The organism is Halosimplex litoreum, assembly GCF_016065055.1.
Taxonomy (GTDB): domain Archaea; phylum Halobacteriota; class Halobacteria; order Halobacteriales; family Haloarculaceae; genus Halosimplex; species Halosimplex litoreum.
Genome location: NZ_CP065856.1, coordinates 2,540,060 through 2,559,132 on the forward strand (window position 1 = coordinate 2,540,060; position 19,073 = coordinate 2,559,132).

The 19,073-nt window shown below is 58.8% G+C and carries 14 protein-coding genes and 2 pseudogenes; 12 read left to right on the forward strand and 4 right to left on the reverse strand.

Annotated features, from left to right (window positions below; translation table 11 throughout):
• Positions 1 to 188 precede the first annotated feature (188 nt).
• The 9 genes and pseudogenes from I7X12_RS12560 to I7X12_RS20890 form a co-directional block, all read left to right on the forward strand.
• Positions 189 to 5,672, forward strand: coding sequence for a VWA domain-containing protein (locus tag I7X12_RS12560; protein ID WP_198060421.1), 5,484 nt, complete (start codon positions 189 to 191; stop codon positions 5,670 to 5,672).
• Positions 5,662 to 6,630 (forward strand): hypothetical protein, encoded by a 969-nt coding sequence (locus I7X12_RS12565; RefSeq protein ID WP_198060422.1) that lies wholly within the window; start codon positions 5,662 to 5,664, stop codon positions 6,628 to 6,630. The genes I7X12_RS12560 and I7X12_RS12565 overlap by 11 nt, the downstream gene beginning before the upstream one ends.
• Positions 6,631 to 6,994: 364 nt before the next feature.
• On the forward strand, positions 6,995 to 7,672 hold the full coding sequence (locus I7X12_RS12570; protein WP_198060423.1) for a hypothetical protein: 678 nt from the start codon (positions 6,995 to 6,997) through the stop codon (positions 7,670 to 7,672).
• Between the two features lie 221 nt (positions 7,673 to 7,893).
• A complete protein-coding gene (locus I7X12_RS12575; protein ID WP_198060424.1) occupies positions 7,894 to 8,913 on the forward strand; it encodes a hypothetical protein in 1,020 nt (339 codons plus the stop codon).
• A gap of 139 nt (positions 8,914 to 9,052) precedes the next feature.
• The gene (locus I7X12_RS12580) at positions 9,053 to 9,814 is read left to right on the forward strand and encodes a hypothetical protein (RefSeq protein ID WP_198060425.1); all 762 of its coding nucleotides are present in this window, start codon (positions 9,053 to 9,055) and stop codon (positions 9,812 to 9,814) included.
• Positions 9,815 to 9,847: 33 nt separating this feature from the next.
• Positions 9,848 to 10,180: a HEAT repeat domain-containing protein gene (locus tag I7X12_RS12585; RefSeq protein WP_232343153.1), complete on the forward strand. Its 333-nt coding sequence runs from the start codon at positions 9,848 to 9,850 to the stop codon at positions 10,178 to 10,180.
• A 76-nt stretch (positions 10,181 to 10,256) separates the two neighbouring features.
• Positions 10,257 to 10,982 carry a hypothetical protein gene (locus I7X12_RS12590; RefSeq protein WP_198060427.1) on the forward strand — a complete coding sequence of 242 codons (726 nt, stop codon included), beginning with the start codon at positions 10,257 to 10,259 and terminating at the stop codon, positions 10,980 to 10,982.
• Positions 10,983 to 10,984: 2 nt separating this feature from the next.
• Entirely contained in the window at positions 10,985 to 11,440 is a 456-nt protein-coding gene (locus I7X12_RS12595) for a hypothetical protein (protein WP_198060428.1), read from the forward strand.
• Positions 11,441 to 11,808: 368 nt separating this feature from the next.
• Positions 11,809 to 12,294: pseudogene (locus I7X12_RS20890) on the forward strand (hypothetical protein); the annotation flags it as partial.
• 130 nt (positions 12,295 to 12,424) lie between these two features.
• On the opposite strand, the gene I7X12_RS12605 reads toward I7X12_RS20890, so the two are convergent.
• The 3 genes and pseudogenes from I7X12_RS12605 to I7X12_RS20895 all read right to left on the reverse strand — a co-directional run.
• Positions 12,425 to 12,859: a PIN domain-containing protein gene (locus I7X12_RS12605; protein WP_198060430.1), complete on the reverse strand. Its 435-nt coding sequence runs from the start codon at positions 12,857 to 12,859 to the stop codon at positions 12,425 to 12,427.
• Positions 12,860 to 13,111, reverse strand: a complete 252-nt coding sequence (locus I7X12_RS12610) for an AbrB/MazE/SpoVT family DNA-binding domain-containing protein (protein WP_198060431.1) — start codon at positions 13,109 to 13,111, stop codon at positions 12,860 to 12,862.
• Positions 13,112 to 13,434: 323 nt separating this feature from the next.
• Positions 13,435 to 13,854: pseudogene (locus I7X12_RS20895) on the reverse strand (DUF6735 family protein); the annotation flags it as partial.
• 114 nt (positions 13,855 to 13,968) lie between these two features.
• Between I7X12_RS20895 and I7X12_RS12620 the strand changes: the two are divergent.
• The gene (locus I7X12_RS12620; protein ID WP_198060432.1) at positions 13,969 to 14,958 is read left to right on the forward strand and encodes an endo-1,4-beta-xylanase; all 990 of its coding nucleotides are present in this window, start codon (positions 13,969 to 13,971) and stop codon (positions 14,956 to 14,958) included.
• Positions 14,959 to 15,423: 465 nt separating this feature from the next.
• On the opposite strand, the gene I7X12_RS12625 is transcribed toward I7X12_RS12620, so the two are convergent.
• On the reverse strand, positions 15,424 to 16,011 hold the full coding sequence (locus tag I7X12_RS12625) for a carboxymuconolactone decarboxylase family protein (RefSeq protein ID WP_198060433.1): 588 nt from the start codon (positions 16,009 to 16,011) through the stop codon (positions 15,424 to 15,426).
• Positions 16,012 to 16,388: 377 nt separating this feature from the next.
• Here I7X12_RS12625 and I7X12_RS12630 point away from each other — a divergent pair, with 377 nt between their 5' ends.
• Both I7X12_RS12630 and I7X12_RS12635 read left to right on the forward strand, forming a co-directional pair.
• Complete coding sequence (locus I7X12_RS12630; protein WP_198060434.1) at positions 16,389 to 17,192, forward strand: helix-turn-helix transcriptional regulator; 804 nt, start codon at positions 16,389 to 16,391, stop codon at positions 17,190 to 17,192.
• A gap of 129 nt (positions 17,193 to 17,321) precedes the next feature.
• Positions 17,322 to 19,028 carry an NAD(P)/FAD-dependent oxidoreductase gene (locus tag I7X12_RS12635; protein WP_198060435.1) on the forward strand — a complete coding sequence of 569 codons (1,707 nt, stop codon included), beginning with the start codon at positions 17,322 to 17,324 and terminating at the stop codon, positions 19,026 to 19,028.
• Positions 19,029 to 19,073: the final 45 nt, after the last annotated feature.

Consider the following 19,073-nt stretch of genomic DNA (forward strand, 5'->3'; position numbering starts at 1 on the left):
GTCTTCCATAGTCTCACAGGGATGGGCTGTCCGCTGAATGGGTGGCTTCGAGCGGATCCCTCGGCATGGTACGGCCTTCTCCGACGATTCTCTGGTTCGAGATTCCTAGACAACAGTACAGACTCACGAGTAATCCGATGTTGTAGAAACAAAAACAAATATATGTGACTGGTGAGCGTGTGGGTATAATGGGGCCACTGGGCCGAATCGGGGCACTGGGGTGTGCCCTCATGCTGGTGATGGCAGCGATTCCCCCCGTTGTGGGTGGTACGACCGGATCTGCGGCGATCGGGACGGCGGGCAACGAGGCGACGCTGGCTGGCGCGGGTAACGTTCCCGCCAAACCGCCGGCCGCGCTGAAAGCCGAGGCCGCGGCGGCGATCGACGACGTGAGCGTCGAAAAGAACCGTTCCATCTCGGCGCGGGATCGGGCGTTCGAGCGGATCAACGGGACACTCGACGATTACCGCGATCCCGTGCGGCTGGCGTCGATGCAGTCGTTCACCGACGACGCAGTCGGGGTGCAAGCGCTCGCGAAACTCGCCCGGTCGGAGGCGAACGTCACTGCCTTGCGGGCGAGCCGCTACGTCGCGCTCGCGGACAATCGGACAGCCTACCAGACGATACTCGACGCCCGACGGGCGCTGAATCAGACCGAGGGCAAAGTAGCGAATCAGGGGCTGCGCCGCAGCGCAGAGGCGCACTTCGACAACGCCCAGCGGCAGTTCGACCGGGCACAGCGACAGTTGGGTCGGGCGAACGACTCCGAAGGTCGGCGAGCGATCAGCCAGTACGCCCAGGCGATCCGGACGCTGCGGACGAGCTGGCAGCAGGCACAGCTGACGCTGCACTTCCTCGACCGTGAGATCGACCCAGCCGTGACGATCGTAAATCGTGCGGACCCGATCCGTAACGGTTCGGAGACGACAACGCGAGTCGTCACCGTCCAGTTCTCGGACCCGCGCCCGTGGACGCTCGGCAATCTGACCGTGTACGTCGACGGCGAACAGCGCCGTTCACAGCCGGTCGACCGGCTCGGGAACGGACCGATGGACAATCGGACGGTCGGCGTGCCCGTGCGGCTGTCCGAGCGCGTGGCGAACGTCACCGTCGTCGTCAGTGACACAGACATAAAGCCCGGGCAGAACGGCAAGCAGAACGCCCGGACGACGCGGTCGCGTGCGACGCTGTTGCTCGACGGCGACGGACTCAACGAGTCGACCGAGGCCAAGCTGGGTACCGACCCGCTCGACCCCGACAGCGACTCGACCGAAACCGAGCGAGACGAGAGCGACGACGGCGTCATCGACGGCCGAGCGGACTTCGATCGCGACGGACTCGGCACGCTCGCGGAGTTCGACCTCGGGACTGACCCGCTGGTCGCCGACACGGACGACGACGGACTGCGCGATGGCGTCGAGCAGTTATTCCTGCCGACCGACCCGCTCGATCCGGACACCGACGACGACGGGACGCTCGACGGCGCCGAGGATCGGGACGGCGACACCCTGACAACGGCGGAGGAAATCGAGGCCGGCAGTTCGCCGTTCCGCGCCGACACGGACGGTGACAGGCTGTCCGACGCGGAGGAAGTGAACGGCGAGACCAACGTCACCGACCCCGACACGGACGACGACGGCCTGCTGGACGGCGTCGAAGGCACTGGGCCGTTCGACACGGACCCGCTCAACCCAGATACCGACGGCGACGGCGTCCTCGACGGCAACGAGACCTACACGACCGACGCAGGCAACGAGTCACTCGGCATCTCCATCGACGTGACCGGCGAGGGCAACGTCGCAGGTGCGACGACGGTTCGGCAGGGCGACCAGGGGCAGTTCGACACGCCACAGGTCGCGAACATCACCGCGACGCCGGTCGTCAGCATCCAGTCCCAGCGTGACTTCGAGCGGGCGAACATCACGTTCACCTACGAAGAATCGGATCTCCCGCGACACAACGAATCGCGACTCGGCGTCTTCCGCTGGAACGACACCGTCCAGGGGTTCGTACCCGTCAACTCGACGGTCGACACGAGTGCGAACACCGTCTCGGCGGAGACGAGCCACTTCTCGCAGTACGCCGTCCTCGACGTCGAGCGATGGAAGGACGGGTTCACGACGGTTCCGCAGCCGAACCGTCGTAGCGGGGATGGTGAGGACACGAACGCGAGCGAGACCGACCCGCTCGATGCCGCGTTCGTGCTGGACTCCTCCGGGTCGATGGAGGGCACCGACCCACAGGACCTGCGGGCGACGGCAGCCAAGCGGTTCGTCGGCGCGCTCCTCGAAGGTGACCGGGCGGCCGTCGTCGACTTCGATTCCGACGGTCGGCTGACGGAACCGCTGACGACCGACCGCGCGGCGGTCAACGAGAGTATCGACCGGCTCGACCAGTACGGTGGTACGAACCTGACCGACGGGCTCGACACTGCACTCGCGGAGTTCGCCGCCAACAGCAGCGCCGACCGGCAGAAAGTCACCATTCTGCTAACCGACGGTCAAGGCCCGGGCAACGCCGACAAGATCCGAGCACTCTCCCGGGAGATGGCCGAGCGGAACATCACTCTCTACACGGTCGGGTTCAGCAACGCGAACGCGGAGCTGTTGAGCGAGATCGCGAACACGACCGGTGGGACCTCCTACTTCGCGGAGAATGCCAGCCAGTTACCGCGGGTGTTCTCGCGAGTCGCGACCAACACCACCGGCGGCACGGACTCCGACGGCGACGGACTGACCGACGCGACCGAACGCTCCGGGTTCACTGACGAGACGCTCCCGGTGTCGGTCGTGCCGTTCTCGACGGACCCCAACGACGCCCAGACCGACGCTGACGGGCTCTCAGACGGCGCGGAGGTCGGCTCGATCGTCCAGCGCTCGGTCGCGTTCACGATCGTCACCGACGGCGAACCGTTCTCCCAGCGCCTCTCGGGCGGCAACTGGCAGATCCACAGCAACCCGACGAAAGTCGACACCGACGGTGACGGGCTGACCGACGACACGGAGACAGACGGCTGGACCGTCCCGACGATCAACCGCAGCGGGCAGGCCTACCGCTACGCGACCCACGAGGCCAACGGGTCGGTCCACGTCGACTCGAACCCACGCAAGAAAGACTCCGACGGCGACGTGATCACCGACAGTGCCGAAAAGTTCCGCGCCCACACTGACCCCAGTGGTGACGTGCGATACGGTATCGCGGGGACGCTGGCCACCCGCGCCGTCAAACTGGACGACACACGAGACTCCGACCAGGACGGCTTCCCCGACCGCCAGGAGTTCCAGGGCATCCCCACACAGGTCGACGGGTCGTTCGTCCAGTTCGAGACCGACCCGCTGAATCCCGACACCGACGGCGACGAGTTACACGACTCCGAGGAGTTCGAGTCGCTGACGACGGTCGACCGCGATATCGGTGTCACGAGCGTCCAGCGCGATATATTTCCGCTGGTCAGCGACCCGACCGAGACGGATTCCGACGGCGATCAGCTCTCTGACCTCGCTGAGCGAAGATTCGGAACGACGCCGCTAGCTGCCAATCCCGACGGCGACCAGTTCACCGACTTCGCCGACCCGCAACCGTACACCGAGAACCTCCCGCCGGAGATTACCATCTCGACCGATAACAAGTGGATCGGTAACGAGATCGAGGTCTCCGCCACCGACAACAACGCGCTCGAACGCATCAACGCGACGTACGTCGGTGAAAACAACTTCGGCGAGACGCGAACGGACACGTATCTGGAGACGGGTATCGAGGGGCAGTCGGCGACGATAACGCCCGCAGCGCCCTCGAGCGCCAAACGATTGATCGTCACCGCTGTCGACGACAACGGGAACGCGTACTCGTATACGGCGGAGATTCAGAACGACGGGTCCGGCGTCTCGATCGTCAGTGCGAACGTACTCGTTGCGGGACTGCCTGGTCAAGTGGCGCGGAAAGGGACACAGCAAACGCTCCGGACCCCGACTCCGGCCGGAAAAGCGGTTGTCGGAGGGCTGACGATCGGGGCGGTTGCCGGGTCGACCGGGTATTTAATTCTCGACCACAAGTTCACGACCGATATCGAGACAGGTACGTATCCCGCGCCGCTGTACAGCGGCGAGCCGGCCGTCTCCTATCCGGAGGCTGGCGTCGAAATCCCGCCAGGCCACGTGGAACGCGCAGGGGGCTTCGTTCGCGGCTACGGCTGGGCGTACATCCAGGCCGCGACCGAGCTCACCAAAGAAGAGATCGGAACGGTACTCGCCGCCGAAGAGACGCGAGAAGTCACCATATCACGAACCGAGAGAGTCGAGCGGAAAGCGTTAATCGCACTTATCGGTGGGAGCGGAGGCCCACAGAAAGTTGCCATTGTAGTCACTGTCGCTGGTGCGATATCGAGAGTCGTTACCCAGCAAATTGACAGCGCCGTCGACGATCAACAAGCTTTGGATAACGCCGAAGAGTTCGTCGACAAAAACGGGGAGAGTTCACTCGATTGCACAGACGGTTTGGATGGTTCAGTATCGAGCGATGATCTGTCGGAACTGAGCCAGGAGGAATGCCAGACGCTCCAGCAACTGGATATCACTGATGAACAGCGAGCCGGGCTAGTGTCCGCCTACGTGTCTCTGAGTGACGCCAGTCAGGCCCGGCTGGTGGAACTGGTCGAGCGCTCAAAGCAAGGCCAAGTAGAGTTCCTCGCAGAAGCCGACAGTGAGACCATTTCGGCCCTCGTCACCGGTCACAATCCGGAAGATAGCTACCAGCAGGCGATACTCCGCGTTGCCAGCGACGATGTCGATCCTTCTGATGAACAGGTCGAACGCGTCGTTCAGGAGATCGGCTCTCAGAATGGAATCGCGAGAATCAATGCACAACAGTTAGTCGTCAACGCCGGCGATCCGGGGATAAAACTCGTCGATGCCTTCTCCGGGTCAGAGCCAGATACGCTCGAATCGTTCCTCACAGCCGACCTCAACGATGCGGATATGAGAACGTGGCGTAGCGTTCTCGCAGAGCGTGCAGCCGACTCGAGTTCTGCAATCGAATATCAGGACGTTGGGGAGTATGCCCGAAACGTGCGGGAGATTCAGAGTCTCGTGGAAGCAGATGGAACAGAGATCACGGACCCGAATCGGGTAGTCCAAGAGACGATATACAATAGTGAAGACGACGGCCAGATACTAGGACAGATGCTAGAGGCTAGGCGGACGGCCCACTATGCAAATAGCTATGATAGAGTTATTGTCGATCCAGAAACCTCTGGAGATGGAGAACCTGACCTTCAGGTCGACCGTGACAGTGGACCAGATAAATATATAGAAATAAAAATGGTAGAAGGAGATCTCGATCGGGGACTGAAACTTAAGGACAAAATTATCGAGGCAGACGGCTCGTTCAATGGAATTTCAGATGGACAAAATATAGTTGTTGAAATAACTGCTCAGGGAGAAATAACCGACGATTTCAACTCGAACACTCCAGAAACGGAATCTCCTATAGAATCGTTCAAAGGAATTATTGAAGCTAAGCGTCAGGGAGCAGATATTGAGAATGTACCGAAAGACATTGATGGACTAGAGAATCCAGAGATGAGAGTGAGGGTTATAGATCAAGACGGAAACGTCGTTGATGGTGGTGAGTTTGTTGTCAGTAGCATATATAAGGAGCTTAACAATGGGAACTAAAGACTACGACTATATCGAGTACGACGAGCGTCTCTTCCGGCAGCGATTCATGATGCCGATAGATGAAATGGGGGCTACAGAGCGACTCGAATCAATGCTCGATACGATCTCAGATGTTTTCACTACGTTCAAACACGTCGTTCGTCCCACCGAGGTCACGGTTCAGGTAACCGGTCGAGACGACTCTGCGGTTCACGAGCGAACACTTACAGACACTGAACGGGTTTCGTTCCGGTCAGTCTCGAATGCAATCAATGAGATGGCCGAGCAGGTTGAATCACCGTTGCCTGGTATCGAAATATCGTCCGGGATCCGTACCGCGCTTTCGGACGGAATCCATCACCTCGGCGGAAACAAACCATTGTCGAGGGTAGAAAGGTCAGCGACAGATTCGAGCGATGTGTCCTCCCCGCTTCAGATCACTACGGGATACAGGGATTATACGATGCCATGCCTTACAGAGTCCGTTACGCTAGTGGGCCACTCGGACCATTGGTTAGACGGCGACGAAGACCGATTTTATCTCCCTGAGGCGACACCGCTAGCGAAACTTGACCAGTCACGGCTAGCCGCTGCTCTCTCAACACTGTATGACACTCTCAACCCGGTCGAGATTGCTTTCGATGTCTTCGAGAATACGGAGGGATGGCATACGCCTTCTCAAACCGTCCCTGCTTACGAGTCGCTGCTGATTCGCCACGCAATCGAGTGGGTTTTGGAGAATTTCGAACAGCGACGGCTTGACGAGAATACGGTGGAACTCGAATTCACCGGTGGAAAAATTCATCCACTGATATATTCGCCTGATAAAAAGGTCGAGACGTTCCTCCGAAAGGCGTTCCCCCAAGACCGCTATAGTGAAGGCGCGACCGCAACTGTCCACTACCCTGCCGACGAAGCAATCTTTGTAAAGGATGAGGAGGGAAAGTGGGATATCAGAAGCCAGTCTGACCTGTAGAAATCAAGGAGATTGATTTCTGATGCCGGGAGCAGAGAAGACAAGGTAGCGGTGATTCGGGATGCGCTTAATCCTGACTCAGTCGGACAGAATAGTTCGAAGACAGAGCTAGACATATTAAAACAAGGTGATGAATATGTCGAAGCGAAGTCAGGGGGTGTCGAGTATGATGATATAATTGACAAAATCATACGATATAAAGCACATCAACTGGATGGTGATCTGGATTCGAGTGATACTATGATCGTGGTCGCCAAAGACCGCCAGGAGTTCATTGACGGTAACACCGGTGGCCCTAACAAGGTCGCTCAGTTAATTAATAATACCCGCGGCGTAGACTGGGATATACTGGAGTGGTGAAAGAATGACAAACTACGTCCATGTCGAATTTGTCTATCCCAGCGGGGAACCTGAAGAGACTTTAGACGATCTTGAAGAAACGTTGGGCGGATCGGATAGCATTGAGTCAAGCCGGATTATGATTGAGCCAAGTAGTTTCGGGAATGTTAGAATAGGTACATACGACGGGATTACAGATCACTGGCCTCTTGAAGAGACTGAATTTTTCTACGAATCGTCTCATCATAGTCTTAATCTGGCAGATTCACCGACGGTTCAATTCTCCGTTAGTGATGTCCAGTATCTGAAAGGCGGTGCCGAACATCCTCTTGACGTTGGGCCTGATGAGCCTCTCCGGGAGCTGCTCGATATCCTCACATTCTGCTACAGGGCTACCGAGAACCGTCCTATAGCCGCGTATAGCACTACGCCCGATACACCACTCGATCTACTGAAGCCGCCGATCACTGCTGAATCTGTTGCCAACGGCCAGCTTACGTATCTTCCGTGGCTGACCATCTTCCCGCCGAGGATGGTCGAGAGCTACGGCAAAGAAACGATTCTATCGGCCCTTGCCTGGCATGTCGAAACGTTAGACGACGGCTCGATTCTGGTAGTCTGTCACAACGACATGGAGTGGGAGACGGACTGCCGAGACGTTGCCGAGCACATCGGATTGCCAGCCTACGAAGAGATTGGTTGAATCGACGGGAAACCAGCGGTCGTTTCTCTCCTGTGCCTCATTTATTCTTGCTTGGTTAACCTCCCGTACTCGCGTACGGCGAATCGAACGGCATCGAGACCGGCCGCGGGTGGGAGTTCATCGACGCGACCGACGACGATGTCACGCTGGAGAACATCGGTCGGGCGCTCGAACCGGACAACGCCATCGGCGTCACCCTGCCCGAATCGGACGACTCGGGAGTGAAGCCGAACGTCGGCGTCGGCATCACCGGCCCGATCGACGACCCCGAGCTCGTGTTCGTCGTCATCGTCGGCGATACCATCCTGCGAGCGACCGCGCAGGATCTGGAGGGCATCGACAGTCGGGACGAACTCGACGCCGCGCGGGAGTTCCTCCACGACGACGCCTCGGAGACGACCAAGCGGGTGATGACCGACGGCGGCCTCGAAGACGAGGCGCATCCGGGTGCGCTGGTCGAAGCGCTCGACGACCCCGACGTGAGCGAGGAAGATGTCGACAACGCCGTCGGGACTATCGAGTCGCTCAATCAGGAGGAGATGGCGTGGGGTGTCGTCGAGGAATCGCCCGCGCTGACCGTCGAGTTCTTCGCCGAAATGGAGAGCAACAACGTAGCGGCACTTCTGGGGCAGGCGCAGTCGGCACAGCAAGTCGCTGACTTCCTCGAGGCTACCGACGGAGACGCAGCAGAACTGGTACAGCAGATTGATGACCGGGGACTGTACAGCGTTCTCCTCGAACTCGAGAGCGAGAACCAGCGCGGAGTCGCAACCATCGCAATTCACGGCAAGATCGACGGTCGCTCACAGTATATTGACAAAGTAGACGCCGATCCTCTCATAGAACTCGCTCAGAATTACGAATCTGGGGAGTACGACTCCCAAGATGTTCCAGGCACGAGTGAATTTCTCGACCTCGTTGTCATCGCTGAAAGTCCTGTAGGGGATGGGAGACCAGTCTTCATGGATGCTGATGACATTACTCACGCCATAGACAGACATGTGAACGGCGAGAGCATGAAGAACAAAGCAAATACTACATTTTTCCCCGTTGGAGGGAAGATTAGCGCAACTGGAGTCCCAGAAGCTCAACTACCAGATAGAATGCCATCAGAGACAGGCAGTATTGACCGAACCCGGGTAAAAAGATCGCGTACGAAGCGATACGGAACGGGAAACAAGATACTATCGGTGACTCAGTCACGTACTCACTCGATCGATACGGAATCCAAGAAGTGGTAATTAATGTTGAGTTCCGTGGACACGGCCAGAGCATCTACCCGTCTCACGGAGATTCAGTCCGACGGTGGAGTGAATGGGCAGGAGGAGAGTGGCAGAAATGGGATGGTAACAAGTGGGTCGTATGGAGTAGCTACTCACCATGAACATTGACACAGTGGAAATAGAAGTCGCGATATCGGAATCAGAGGAATCTATTCGCGACAGCGATAGGATTCCAGTTACACTCGTAGAAAAGATCCCCGTAACGTATAACGGGAAAAGCGGCCAGATTACGGTATATTCCGATCAGGCTTGGGGGTTCCTACTAAGGCGACTGGAGGCTCTGTTCCCCATGGTAGCGGACTCTGTAGCTTATGTTGAGAGTGGATATCAGGCAAGTTACGAGGGAGAACACTCTGACCTGAATATCGGAAGAGAGTGGAACATCGTCTTTCTCCCGGTAGACGATGACACGTTCAAATACGCAGTTGTCAAGCCTACCAGTGCTCCACCCAGTGTAACGGAGCCACATCCAGATCCCGAATCTATCTCCGTCGAGAGTAAACTACCAGTCGAGGGAATTCTGCTGAGCAAAGGAGAATATGCCACCGCCCTGTTCGAAGCTACAGAGGAATACATAAGGCTCGCCGAGATTGCAGATCCGTCCGGTAATAATGGACTAAGCACCGTGAATGAGAAACTGAGATTGTATTATACCGGTCTTGAAACTATCGTAGAACACTACGAAGATCACGGTACTCTAGAAAATTTCCGATTTAGTGCAGACAGTGGATTTATCAATACATTCTTATACGAAGATATCAAATCTGATGGGATATCCAGATACGCAATCAAGGAACGTATTATCGACAACGAGATCATGAATCTCAGTCAAACTGAAAATGGTTCTCTCCCTGACTAATACAAAACACTTCTCTCACACTCGTCGCGTCGGATCAGAGCAGAAGCTGCGCGCGTTCTCGCGAAACATCCCGACGAACGTGCTAAGAACGGGTTGCTTTGGACGCGCTGGACAGACAATCCTGATGTCGTCCCACATGCAATTCGCGCACTGGTCCAGATCGGTGGCGAGGATGTCCGCGAGGCACTGCTCGAACTCCCCGATTTCTCCGAGGAAGAATCGATTCGAAAAGCCGCGATTGAGGGGCTCGCCGAGTTCGACGACGAGGAGGTTAGAACAACACTCCAAGCGATCGCCGACAATGAAGAGGAGTCGGAACCGATCCGTGAAGCGGCACGCGATGCGCTTGCAGCGGTAGACAAATAGACGCAAGCGCCTGACGCGTCAGGGGAGAGGGTGGGAGCATCCCAGTGCGCTGGTCGAAGCGCTCGACGACCCCGACGTGAGCGAGGACGATGTCGACGATGCCGTCGAGACCATCGAATCACTAGATGAGGAACAGGCAGCTTGGGATAGTGTCGAGGAGTCCCCCGGACCGACGGTTCAACTGCTTTCGGAATTGGGTAGAGCGGACGCGCAAAAATTCTTCGAGGACCGTGGTCTCTCAAAGGAAGAGCTGGCGGCCATCAGTCGTCAGTTCGATGCCGGTCGACTCAGTATCGAGAACATCGAGCGCCTGATCGAACTGCGGTCCGATGGGAAGCTCGCGCCCGACGAAGTCGTCCCGTTGACGGAGATGCTGGAATCGAAGCAAACTGATCCAGATATCGACGGCGATCTGACGGCGGAAGACCTACTGTCTATCGTACCGAAGGCAGATCTGACCGACACCCGTATGCTCGTTCTTGACGGAGCAGGGAACGTTCGCTGGCTCGAATTCAACGAAGGCGAGCCTGTGGGATACGACAAGATTCTGTCTAAGCATAAAGAGGACTTCTATAAAGAGTACCCATCTGTGAATTCGCGACGGGAGATCAAACAATCCATCTACGACGCAATCAAGAAGTCTGAGACTAACTCAGTGATTATCAAACCGAATCCCGATGGAGGAAAGCGGTATTTCCTTGATGTTGAATCAAGTGATATCCCTCTTAGGGTTGCAGTTTCGGAAAATGGATTCATTTTATCGGCATTCCCTAGCAGTAACGACCAAGGGATGTTCGACTAACTATGTCACTGAAAATCTCGATTGAAGAGATCATACCGGAAACGGTGTATCAAGAAACAGTATATGAGCAGGTTGTTATTGGTAAAACCATCGATGGCACTAGATTTGGAATGTTTGACTATGATATGCATGTTCCACCAAATTCCATCGGTGAAACTTTGGAAATTTGCATCAATTTATTCATCCCCAGAGAGAGGGTAACTACAACTGACCGACAGGTGAAGGGTGTGCAACCAAATGAAAATAATCCTGATGGCTGGTCGGATCATGAATTTTATGGGGAATTGACGTCATTGGAAGAAATTTCACAGAGTTCGTATGAATGTGAGATCGATGTGGGAGTTGGTACGGTAAGTATTAAATCATACAAAAACCTGAACCAACATCTGTCCGTGGGTGATTTCGTTGAATTAGAAGCAAGTAGAACCGATATTGCGGGCTTAGTAAGAGACAACTGAAAACCACAACTTGATTAGAATTAAAAATCTGATTTCAAAATTTCTATTTATACATTCAGGGCTGAATTATAATGAATGGAAATGTAATAGAACATCGGCCTGAGGTAGTATATTAGGATACAGTATACGAAGTGATCGGCTCCAAAGACGAGTTCCCCGTCACAGTCTCGCCAAACTCATCCACTTCTAGGTGATTGTTAGCTGGACCCTTACCCGAAACCAAGTTCAGTATTTCTCGCAGTGATCGAGGTCGGACACTCCTTGGAGATTGGCGAAAACGCGGCGAATTCACCTGCCAACACGATCCTTGGGATCCGGACACCGACGGCGACGGGCTGACCGACGACACCGAAACCGAGGGCTGGACCGTGCCGACGATCAACCGCAGCGGCCAGGCCTACCGCTACGCGACTCACGAGGCCAACGGCTCGGTCCACGTCGACTCGAACCCGCGCAAGCAAGACTCCGACGGCGACGTGATCACCGACAGCGCCGAGAAGTTTCGCGCTCACACCGACCCCAGCGGGGACGTGCGGTACGCCATCGCCAACACGCTGGCGACGAGGCCGGTCCAGATGGAGCAGACGCGCGACTCCGACCAGGACGGCTTCCCCGACCGCCAGGAGTTCCAGGGAATTCCCACACAGGTCGACGGGGAGGTCACGCAGTTCGAGACCGACCCGCTGAATCCCGACACCGACGGCGACCGGCTCCACGAATCCGTGGAGTTCGAGTCGCTGACGACGGTCGGCCGTGACGTCGGTGCGACGACTGTTCAGCGCGATATCTTCCCTATCATCAGTGATCCCACTGCAGTAGATCCCGACGGAGATCACCTGTCAGACCGGGAAGAAAGAGCGTTCGGGACCGATCCGCTCGACGCAAATCCCGATGATTCAGGTAGAGATTCGACCCACTACCCAGACATCGTGTGGTATCTTTTGCTTCGAGACGACTCGCAGCCAGCCGCAGTGTCAGCCAGCGTCAATCCGGATCGTAGGGATTCGTCGCTGTATCGAGCCGATATACATCCTCGACTGCGTCAAAATCGTCGTCGAACGCATACAGGTAGCCGAGCCCCTCGGTCTGCATATACGCAACAATGCAGGCGTCGACGAAGGAGAGTGGCTCGTGTTGTCGAAATATGGCCTTCCCTGTCGAGAGGGCATCGGTGGTGAGTGAGTCGATGTGGAAGCGGGCGTTTTCTTCGATACGATCGAGAAGATCGACGGCTGCGTCGTGGCCAGCGTGGGTCGTGAGGCCGTTGAGTGTTTCCGCGAGTACGTAGTCCAAGACGACTGCCTCCGGGAGCGTTCCATCGTCGATGCTTTGGAGCACGGGAAGCGCGCCATCGTGAGATCCATCTCGCCGGTATGCAGCGGCAAAGAGGACTGTCGTATCGATGAGTGCACGAGGCATTTACTCGATGTCGACGCCCCAAGCGTCGTGATCGCTCGTTACGTCGGTCGGCTCCTCACCAGCATAGCCGTCGAAGTCGGCGAATGTACCCGTTTGCTGTTGGATGACCTGGACTCGTACGCTTCCGTCGTCTTCGAGATGCCAACGGAGCTGATCACCATCGTCGATATCGAGTTCACGTCGAATCCGGGCGGGGATATTCGCCTGGTTTCCAGACACCTTGCTTTCGGCGTCGATTCTGTCGCTGCTCATATCTCCGGGTAGGTGACTAGCCGTGAAAAACCTAGTGTGCCGCCACACTACCCAGTACACGAGAGCGATTCCGACGAAGAGGATGGCGCCCTACCCCGTGGTCGTTGGGAGCTGGCCGTCTGATCGGGGAACCCAGCCTGCTTGATCTCGTGGCCGACGCGACGCAGGCGCTTGCAGCCACCCTCGGGTGAGCACTGGTGCCAGTCAGGACAGGTGCACGACTCGTCAGTGACGGCTTTCAGCGCGCGGAACTCACCTTGGGCGAACCCATTGCCGACTGTGGGCGCAGTTTCGACTGCAGCACAGTCGTACTGCAGGCCGAACCAGTGCGTCCGGTAGGCCGTCACCGTCAAGTCACTATCGACCACGTAGAATGCTTCGTGATGCAAGAAATCCAGCTGCTCGCTGATGATCTCGTCGAACGTGCAACGCGTCGCCCACGGATCGATATCGACCGGGAGCGACGGTGATTCACGGCCGTCCAGGGCGTCCCGAATCGCTGTCTCGGTCGTCGCTTCGAGGAGTCGCGTACAGATGGACTGGCTCGTCTCGTTCGGTTGCTCCCCACCAAACGGTGTCCCGCGACTGATTTCCCGCTTGAGCCTGAGATGCATTCCACCCCAGTGGGTGTAATGGCAGTTGTAGGTAGTATCCGGTCGTTCGTAGGCGATGAGTGCGCGATGTCCCGTTGGTACTCGCGAGGGACTCAGTGGTGCCCCCGCGCCCCTCAGGGGGTGATACAATCGCCCAGTGTCGCGATCGATAGCTCTGAATTCGGCAGTATCTGTGTCCGTATATTCAGCAAAATCCCTCCGGTATCGGTACGACTTTCTCGTCTCGCACTCCCGTATGTGGGAATGTCCAGTGAGAAGACACTCCGCGAACTGGCCGACGAGAATGACGTGACGATCGGGGCAGGCGTTCCCGCTCGATCGTTCAGACAGTATCCCGACGATCCGACGCTCGCACAGACGCTCAAGCGGGAGTTCAACGCGATTACGACGGCGAACGCGCTGAAGATGGGGCCGTTGCGCCCCGAACGCAAGGTCTACGATTTCGACGATGCCGACGCGATCGTGAACTTCGGTGTCGAGAACGACATGACCGTCCGAGGACACACGTTGCTCTGGCACAAGCAGACCCCGGAGTGGTTCCTCGCCTGGGACTACACCGACGACCAGTTAGAAGCGTTTGTCCGAGATCACATTCACACGGTGGCCGGCCGCTATCACGATAAAGTGGACGTCTGGGACGTCGTGAACGAAGCGGTGGCCGACGACGGGTCGATGCGCGAGACGATGTGGTACGAGGCGATGGGCGAAGCATATCTCGACAAGGCCTTCGAGTGGGCGAACGACGTCGCGCCGAACGCCGATCTCTATTACAACGATTACGAGATCGCCTCAGACAACGACAAGGCCGACGCCGTATACGACCTTCTGCAGCGCCTGCTCGACCGTGGCGTGCCGATCGACGGCGTCGGGATCCAGATGCACTCGCTGCCGTCGTATCAGCACAGCCGGGAGGGCCCCGAAGCGGTCGGCGCGAACATCCGTCGCTTCAAAGACCTCGGCCTGGACGTGCAGGTCACCGAGATGGACGTCGCGTACGGCCCCGACGAGGAGTTCGACGATCGCCTCGAACACCAGGCACAGTACTATCGAGACGTCCTCGAGGCGTGCCTCGACAACGGCTGTGACACGCTCATCACCTGGGGCGTCCACGACGCGGGAACCTGGCTCCAGAATCGCTACGACGTGACGAGCGATCCACTGCTCTTCGACGAGAACTTCAACCCCAAGCCCGCGTACGACGCGATCCGAGACCTCCTGGAGAGTCGGAGTTGACGGACACGAAGCCTCACTACTGAGGAAACGAGGGTGCGAAGAGAAGAGTTGAACGTCTGGTTGAGACCCACGTTGCCGACGGTCGTGGCTGCGCGCGCAGCGATTGGCTGAGAGCGAGCACGGAGCGGTGAGTGGGGAGGTGGAGTCGGGTCGGTCAGGAGAAAAAACGAGAGTGCTTGCGCCCTACTCGGTCCACTACCGGTCTTTCTCCGGGAACTCCATCTCCGACCAGCACTGGCCACCGAGACGCACCCCTGAGACCAGTTCTTCTCGACGTTGCGCAACCGCATCCGTTGCAGTCCAGTATCCCGTTACCGATGGCTTGAACGAAGGTCCTCGATGAACCGGAAGCCGTTCACGAACGTCACTGAGTCACCTACCCCCTCACTATCCAGAACTGTTTCAGCGCCCGCTCCGGCCGCGATGTCGGTGGTCTAGATGTACGCTTCCGTCACGGTCTCTGTGCTAATCGTCGGCGGGCGACATGGCGGCCGTGTCGAGTTCGCGCCACAGCTCCTGATAGTCGTAGTCCGTATCGAGCGCGGTGTTGAGGCGGTTGTAGGAGGCGAAGTCGCTGACCAGGTGGGTCAACTGGACGACCCCCTTGTCGCCGAGGCCGACCTCGCGAAGGGCCTCGGTATCCGCGTCGGTGACGGCGTGGGGGTCGTCGTTGATCGTCAGCGCGTACTCGACGATGGTCTCCAGGCGCTCGTCGTCGAGGACGTCCGTGCCCTGCTCGGCGAACGCCCTGACGTAGTCGGTGTCGGCGTCGAGCCCGTAGTCGAGGATCGTACAGAAGGCGCCGGTGCAGTACGAACACCCGTTGGCGGTGGAGACGGCGATGCCGACGTGCTGGATCTCCGGCATCGACAGCTCCCCGTGTTCCCACAGCGCCGCCGTCGACTGGAGCTTCGGCTTCATGTACTCCGGAAAGTTCAACTCCAGATAGAAGTGGTTCGGGACCGACCCCTCCATTTCGGTGACCCACGCGAAGATCTCTTCGACAGCCGGATCGTCGACCGCTTCGGGTTCGATGAGTGGCACTCGTGCCATGGCCTCACGACCAGTGTGGGTTGCTTAAATCCTCCGTTTAGAGGCTCTCTAAACCAGTTCTACGCGCAATACGCATCGCTGGCTGGGGCAGGAAAGTACGCCGAGCGCCGAGCGGTGAACCCAGCGCGACCCGTTGCAAACACGGTCGACCAGAAGTGCCGACAGTCCGAGTTGCCGCGGACTGTGCTCGGTGCCCGTTCGGTCACCACCTCCACCAGCTGCGGCGTCGACCACCGACGACAGCCCTCGCCAGATCTGTCCGTCCCATCGAGTACACAGACCGGGGAGTGTACTGGTATAGTCATTCCCTGAGACGACGGTTCATCACCTGAGACACCTGACGGAACACTTATGATTCGAACGTCCATGCCACGAGCATGGAACGCTACGAGGGTGACCCACACCAGTTGTTGGATCGGGTGCCGTTGCTGACGGCGGCCCGGGACAGGCCACTCGACCGGTCGCAGTTGCAGGACGAACTCGACATTTCACGGGCGACGGCGTACCGACGAACGTCTACCCTCTCGGAGGAGGGATTGCTCGACCAGCAGCCAGGAGGGTATCAGACGACCGGCGCCGGCCGTGCCGTGGTCGAGGCTGTCGAACAGTTCGAGCGCTCGTTGGTGGCGATCGACCGCCTGGAGCCGCTGCTCGCACAGCTGTCGGCACCGGAACTCACGCGCAACGTTCACCTGTTCGCCGACGCCGACCTCCACGTCGCCACGCCGCAGAACCCGAACGAACCGATCGAGCCGTGGCTCGAACACTTCGAGGAGTTCGACTACTTCCGAAGTCTGGTCGTCGCCGGCTGTCCCCCGAAGGTCACCGAACTGGGGATCGAACACGCCAGAGACGGCGTCGACTTCGAAGCCATCTGCACGCCGCTGGCGCTCCAGGCGGACCAGAACGCCTCCGAGGAGGCGTTCGAGACCATCGCCAACGCCGACGCGCCGTCGCTGTACACCCACTCGGCGCTCCCGTTCACGATGGGGATCGTCGACGACGTGGTCATCATCGGCGGCTTCGACAGCGAGACGGCGCTACCGGTCGCCTCCCTCACGACGGAGAATCCCGAGGCTCGGGAGTGGGCCAAAGACCTCTACCGGCGATACAGACGCGACGCGGAGGAGCTCGACCTCACCGAGATGGACGCCGGTCTCCAGTCGGTGACCAACGACTGAACTCGTGGGCGTTCCCCTCGGATCTGGCTCCCCCAGACCCCGACCCCACATACCCCAGACACGTATCTCACGGCCTGAAACATCGTCTCAGGGAATGACTATAATCGTCATCTGTCCGTGAACCGGTGTATGGAACGTACAGGATCGGCCGATCCGACAGACCGTGATCGACAACAGGAACCACAACTCGAGGCCGACGGCGGCTCGGCGCTCGCGGATTCGTACGACGTCGTCGTCGGCGGGTCCGGGATGTCGGCGTCGACGACGGCGACGATCCTGGGGAAACACGGGTTCGACGTGGCCATGATCGAAGCCGGGACTCACCCGCGGTTCGCCATCGGCGAAGCCATGTTGCCCCAGAGTTCGATGTGGATGTGGATCGTCGGGGAGTACCACGATATCCCGGAGATCCAGTATCTCAGCGACGCGAACGAGATCGTGGACAACGTCACCGCTTCCTGCGGGATCAAACACTCGATCGGCTTCGCCTACCACGAACCGGACCGGCCGGTGTCCGCCGACCGCTCCCACCAGTTGATCCCGCCGAATCTACCCTTTTACAGCGAGAGTCACCTGCTTCGCGAGGACGTCGACCACTACCTCGTCGAGGTCGCCCAGGAGTACGGCGTCGACTACGTCGACGAGACCGAGATCACCGACGTGGACATCGGTACCGACGCGGTGACGGTCACGACCGACCGCGGCGCCGCCACGGCGTCGTTCTACGTCGACGGGACCGGCGGCAACTCCACCCTCGCGGACCAGCTGGGCTATCGCGAGAACGCGCCCGAGCTGGAGACCGACTCCCGGGCGATATTCACCCATGTCGAGGGGCTCGACCCGTTCGACGAGGTGCTCGAAGCGGACGCCCGGCCGGGGCAGTCCAACCGTCTCCACGACGGGACGCTCCACCACGTGTTCGACGGCGGGTGGATGTGGGTCATCCCCTTCGACAACTTCGAGCGGTCCGAGGCCACCAGAGCGAGCGTCGGCCTGATGCTGGACCGCGAGAAGTACCCGGTCGACGAGTCCGTCGAGCCGGCCGCGGAAGTCGAGCGTATCGTCTCGCAGTTCCCGGACGTCGAGCGCCACCTCGACTCGGCGGACCCGGTGATGCCCTGGACCCGAACCGGGCGGATCCAGCGCAGCGCCAGCCACTCGTCGGGTCACCGTCACTACCTCACGAGCAACACCTACGGCTTTGTCGACCCGCTGTACGCGATCGGGCTGGTCGACACCTTCGAGTCGGTGTTCGTCTCCACGAAGCTCCTGCTGGACGCGTTCGAGGACGGGGACTTCTCGGCCGAACGGTTCGCGCCCGTCGACGAGCTGCACCGCCGACAGCTCCTGAACAACGACCGGCTCATCAGCAACGCGTACAAGTCGATGGGCGACTTCCGGCTCTGGAACGCCTGGACGCAGATGTGGCTGGGCCAGGTGCTGTTCCACGACCTCTACATCCAGCGACACTGCTTCAACTACCTGGAGTCGGGGCAGACTGCCGAGTTCGACCCCCTGCTCGACGAGGCGGCGCCCGGTGCTGGGGCACCGTTCGCGACGCAGAAAGAGACGATGCACCGGACGATGGCCGACCTGCTGGACGCCTACGAGGCGGGCGAGACGAGTGCCGACCGCGCTGCCGACCAGATGTTAGCCGAGATGCGCCAGGCCGACTGGCTCCCGAAGCACGTCTACGACTGGGGGGCCGACCGAGCGCGACACGTCGACTTCTCGAACCCCGAACTGGTCGGGAAGCTCATCCAGTGGGGCAAAACCGACTCCCCCGACCGGATCCGGGAGGATCTATTCGACTTCACGGTCCCGGAGATGGCCTGAGAGCTGCCCGACGATCGCACAGAGCGACCATCGGAACACCCCCTG

Excerpts from the sequence above, each read along its gene's own strand:
- I7X12_RS12560 (WP_198060421.1), top strand. The coding sequence starts at position 189 with ATGGGGCCACTGGGCCGAATCGGGGCACTGGGGTGTGCCCTCATGCTG.
- I7X12_RS12565 (WP_198060422.1), top strand. The coding sequence starts at position 5,662 with ATGGGAACTAAAGACTACGACTATATCGAGTACGACGAGCGTCTCTTC.
- I7X12_RS12570 (WP_198060423.1), top strand. The coding sequence starts at position 6,995 with ATGACAAACTACGTCCATGTCGAATTTGTCTATCCCAGCGGGGAACCT.
- I7X12_RS12580 (WP_198060425.1), top strand. The coding sequence starts at position 9,053 with ATGAACATTGACACAGTGGAAATAGAAGTCGCGATATCGGAATCAGAG.
- I7X12_RS12595 (WP_198060428.1), top strand. The coding sequence starts at position 10,985 with ATGTCACTGAAAATCTCGATTGAAGAGATCATACCGGAAACGGTGTAT.
- I7X12_RS12605 (WP_198060430.1), bottom strand. The coding sequence starts at position 12,859 with ATGCCTCGTGCACTCATCGATACGACAGTCCTCTTTGCCGCTGCATAC.
- I7X12_RS12610 (WP_198060431.1), bottom strand. The coding sequence starts at position 13,111 with ATGAGCAGCGACAGAATCGACGCCGAAAGCAAGGTGTCTGGAAACCAG.
- I7X12_RS12620 (WP_198060432.1), top strand. The coding sequence starts at position 13,969 with ATGTCCAGTGAGAAGACACTCCGCGAACTGGCCGACGAGAATGACGTG.
- I7X12_RS12625 (WP_198060433.1), bottom strand. The coding sequence starts at position 16,011 with ATGGCACGAGTGCCACTCATCGAACCCGAAGCGGTCGACGATCCGGCT.
- I7X12_RS12630 (WP_198060434.1), top strand. The coding sequence starts at position 16,389 with ATGGAACGCTACGAGGGTGACCCACACCAGTTGTTGGATCGGGTGCCG.
- I7X12_RS12635 (WP_198060435.1), top strand. The coding sequence starts at position 17,322 with ATGGAACGTACAGGATCGGCCGATCCGACAGACCGTGATCGACAACAG.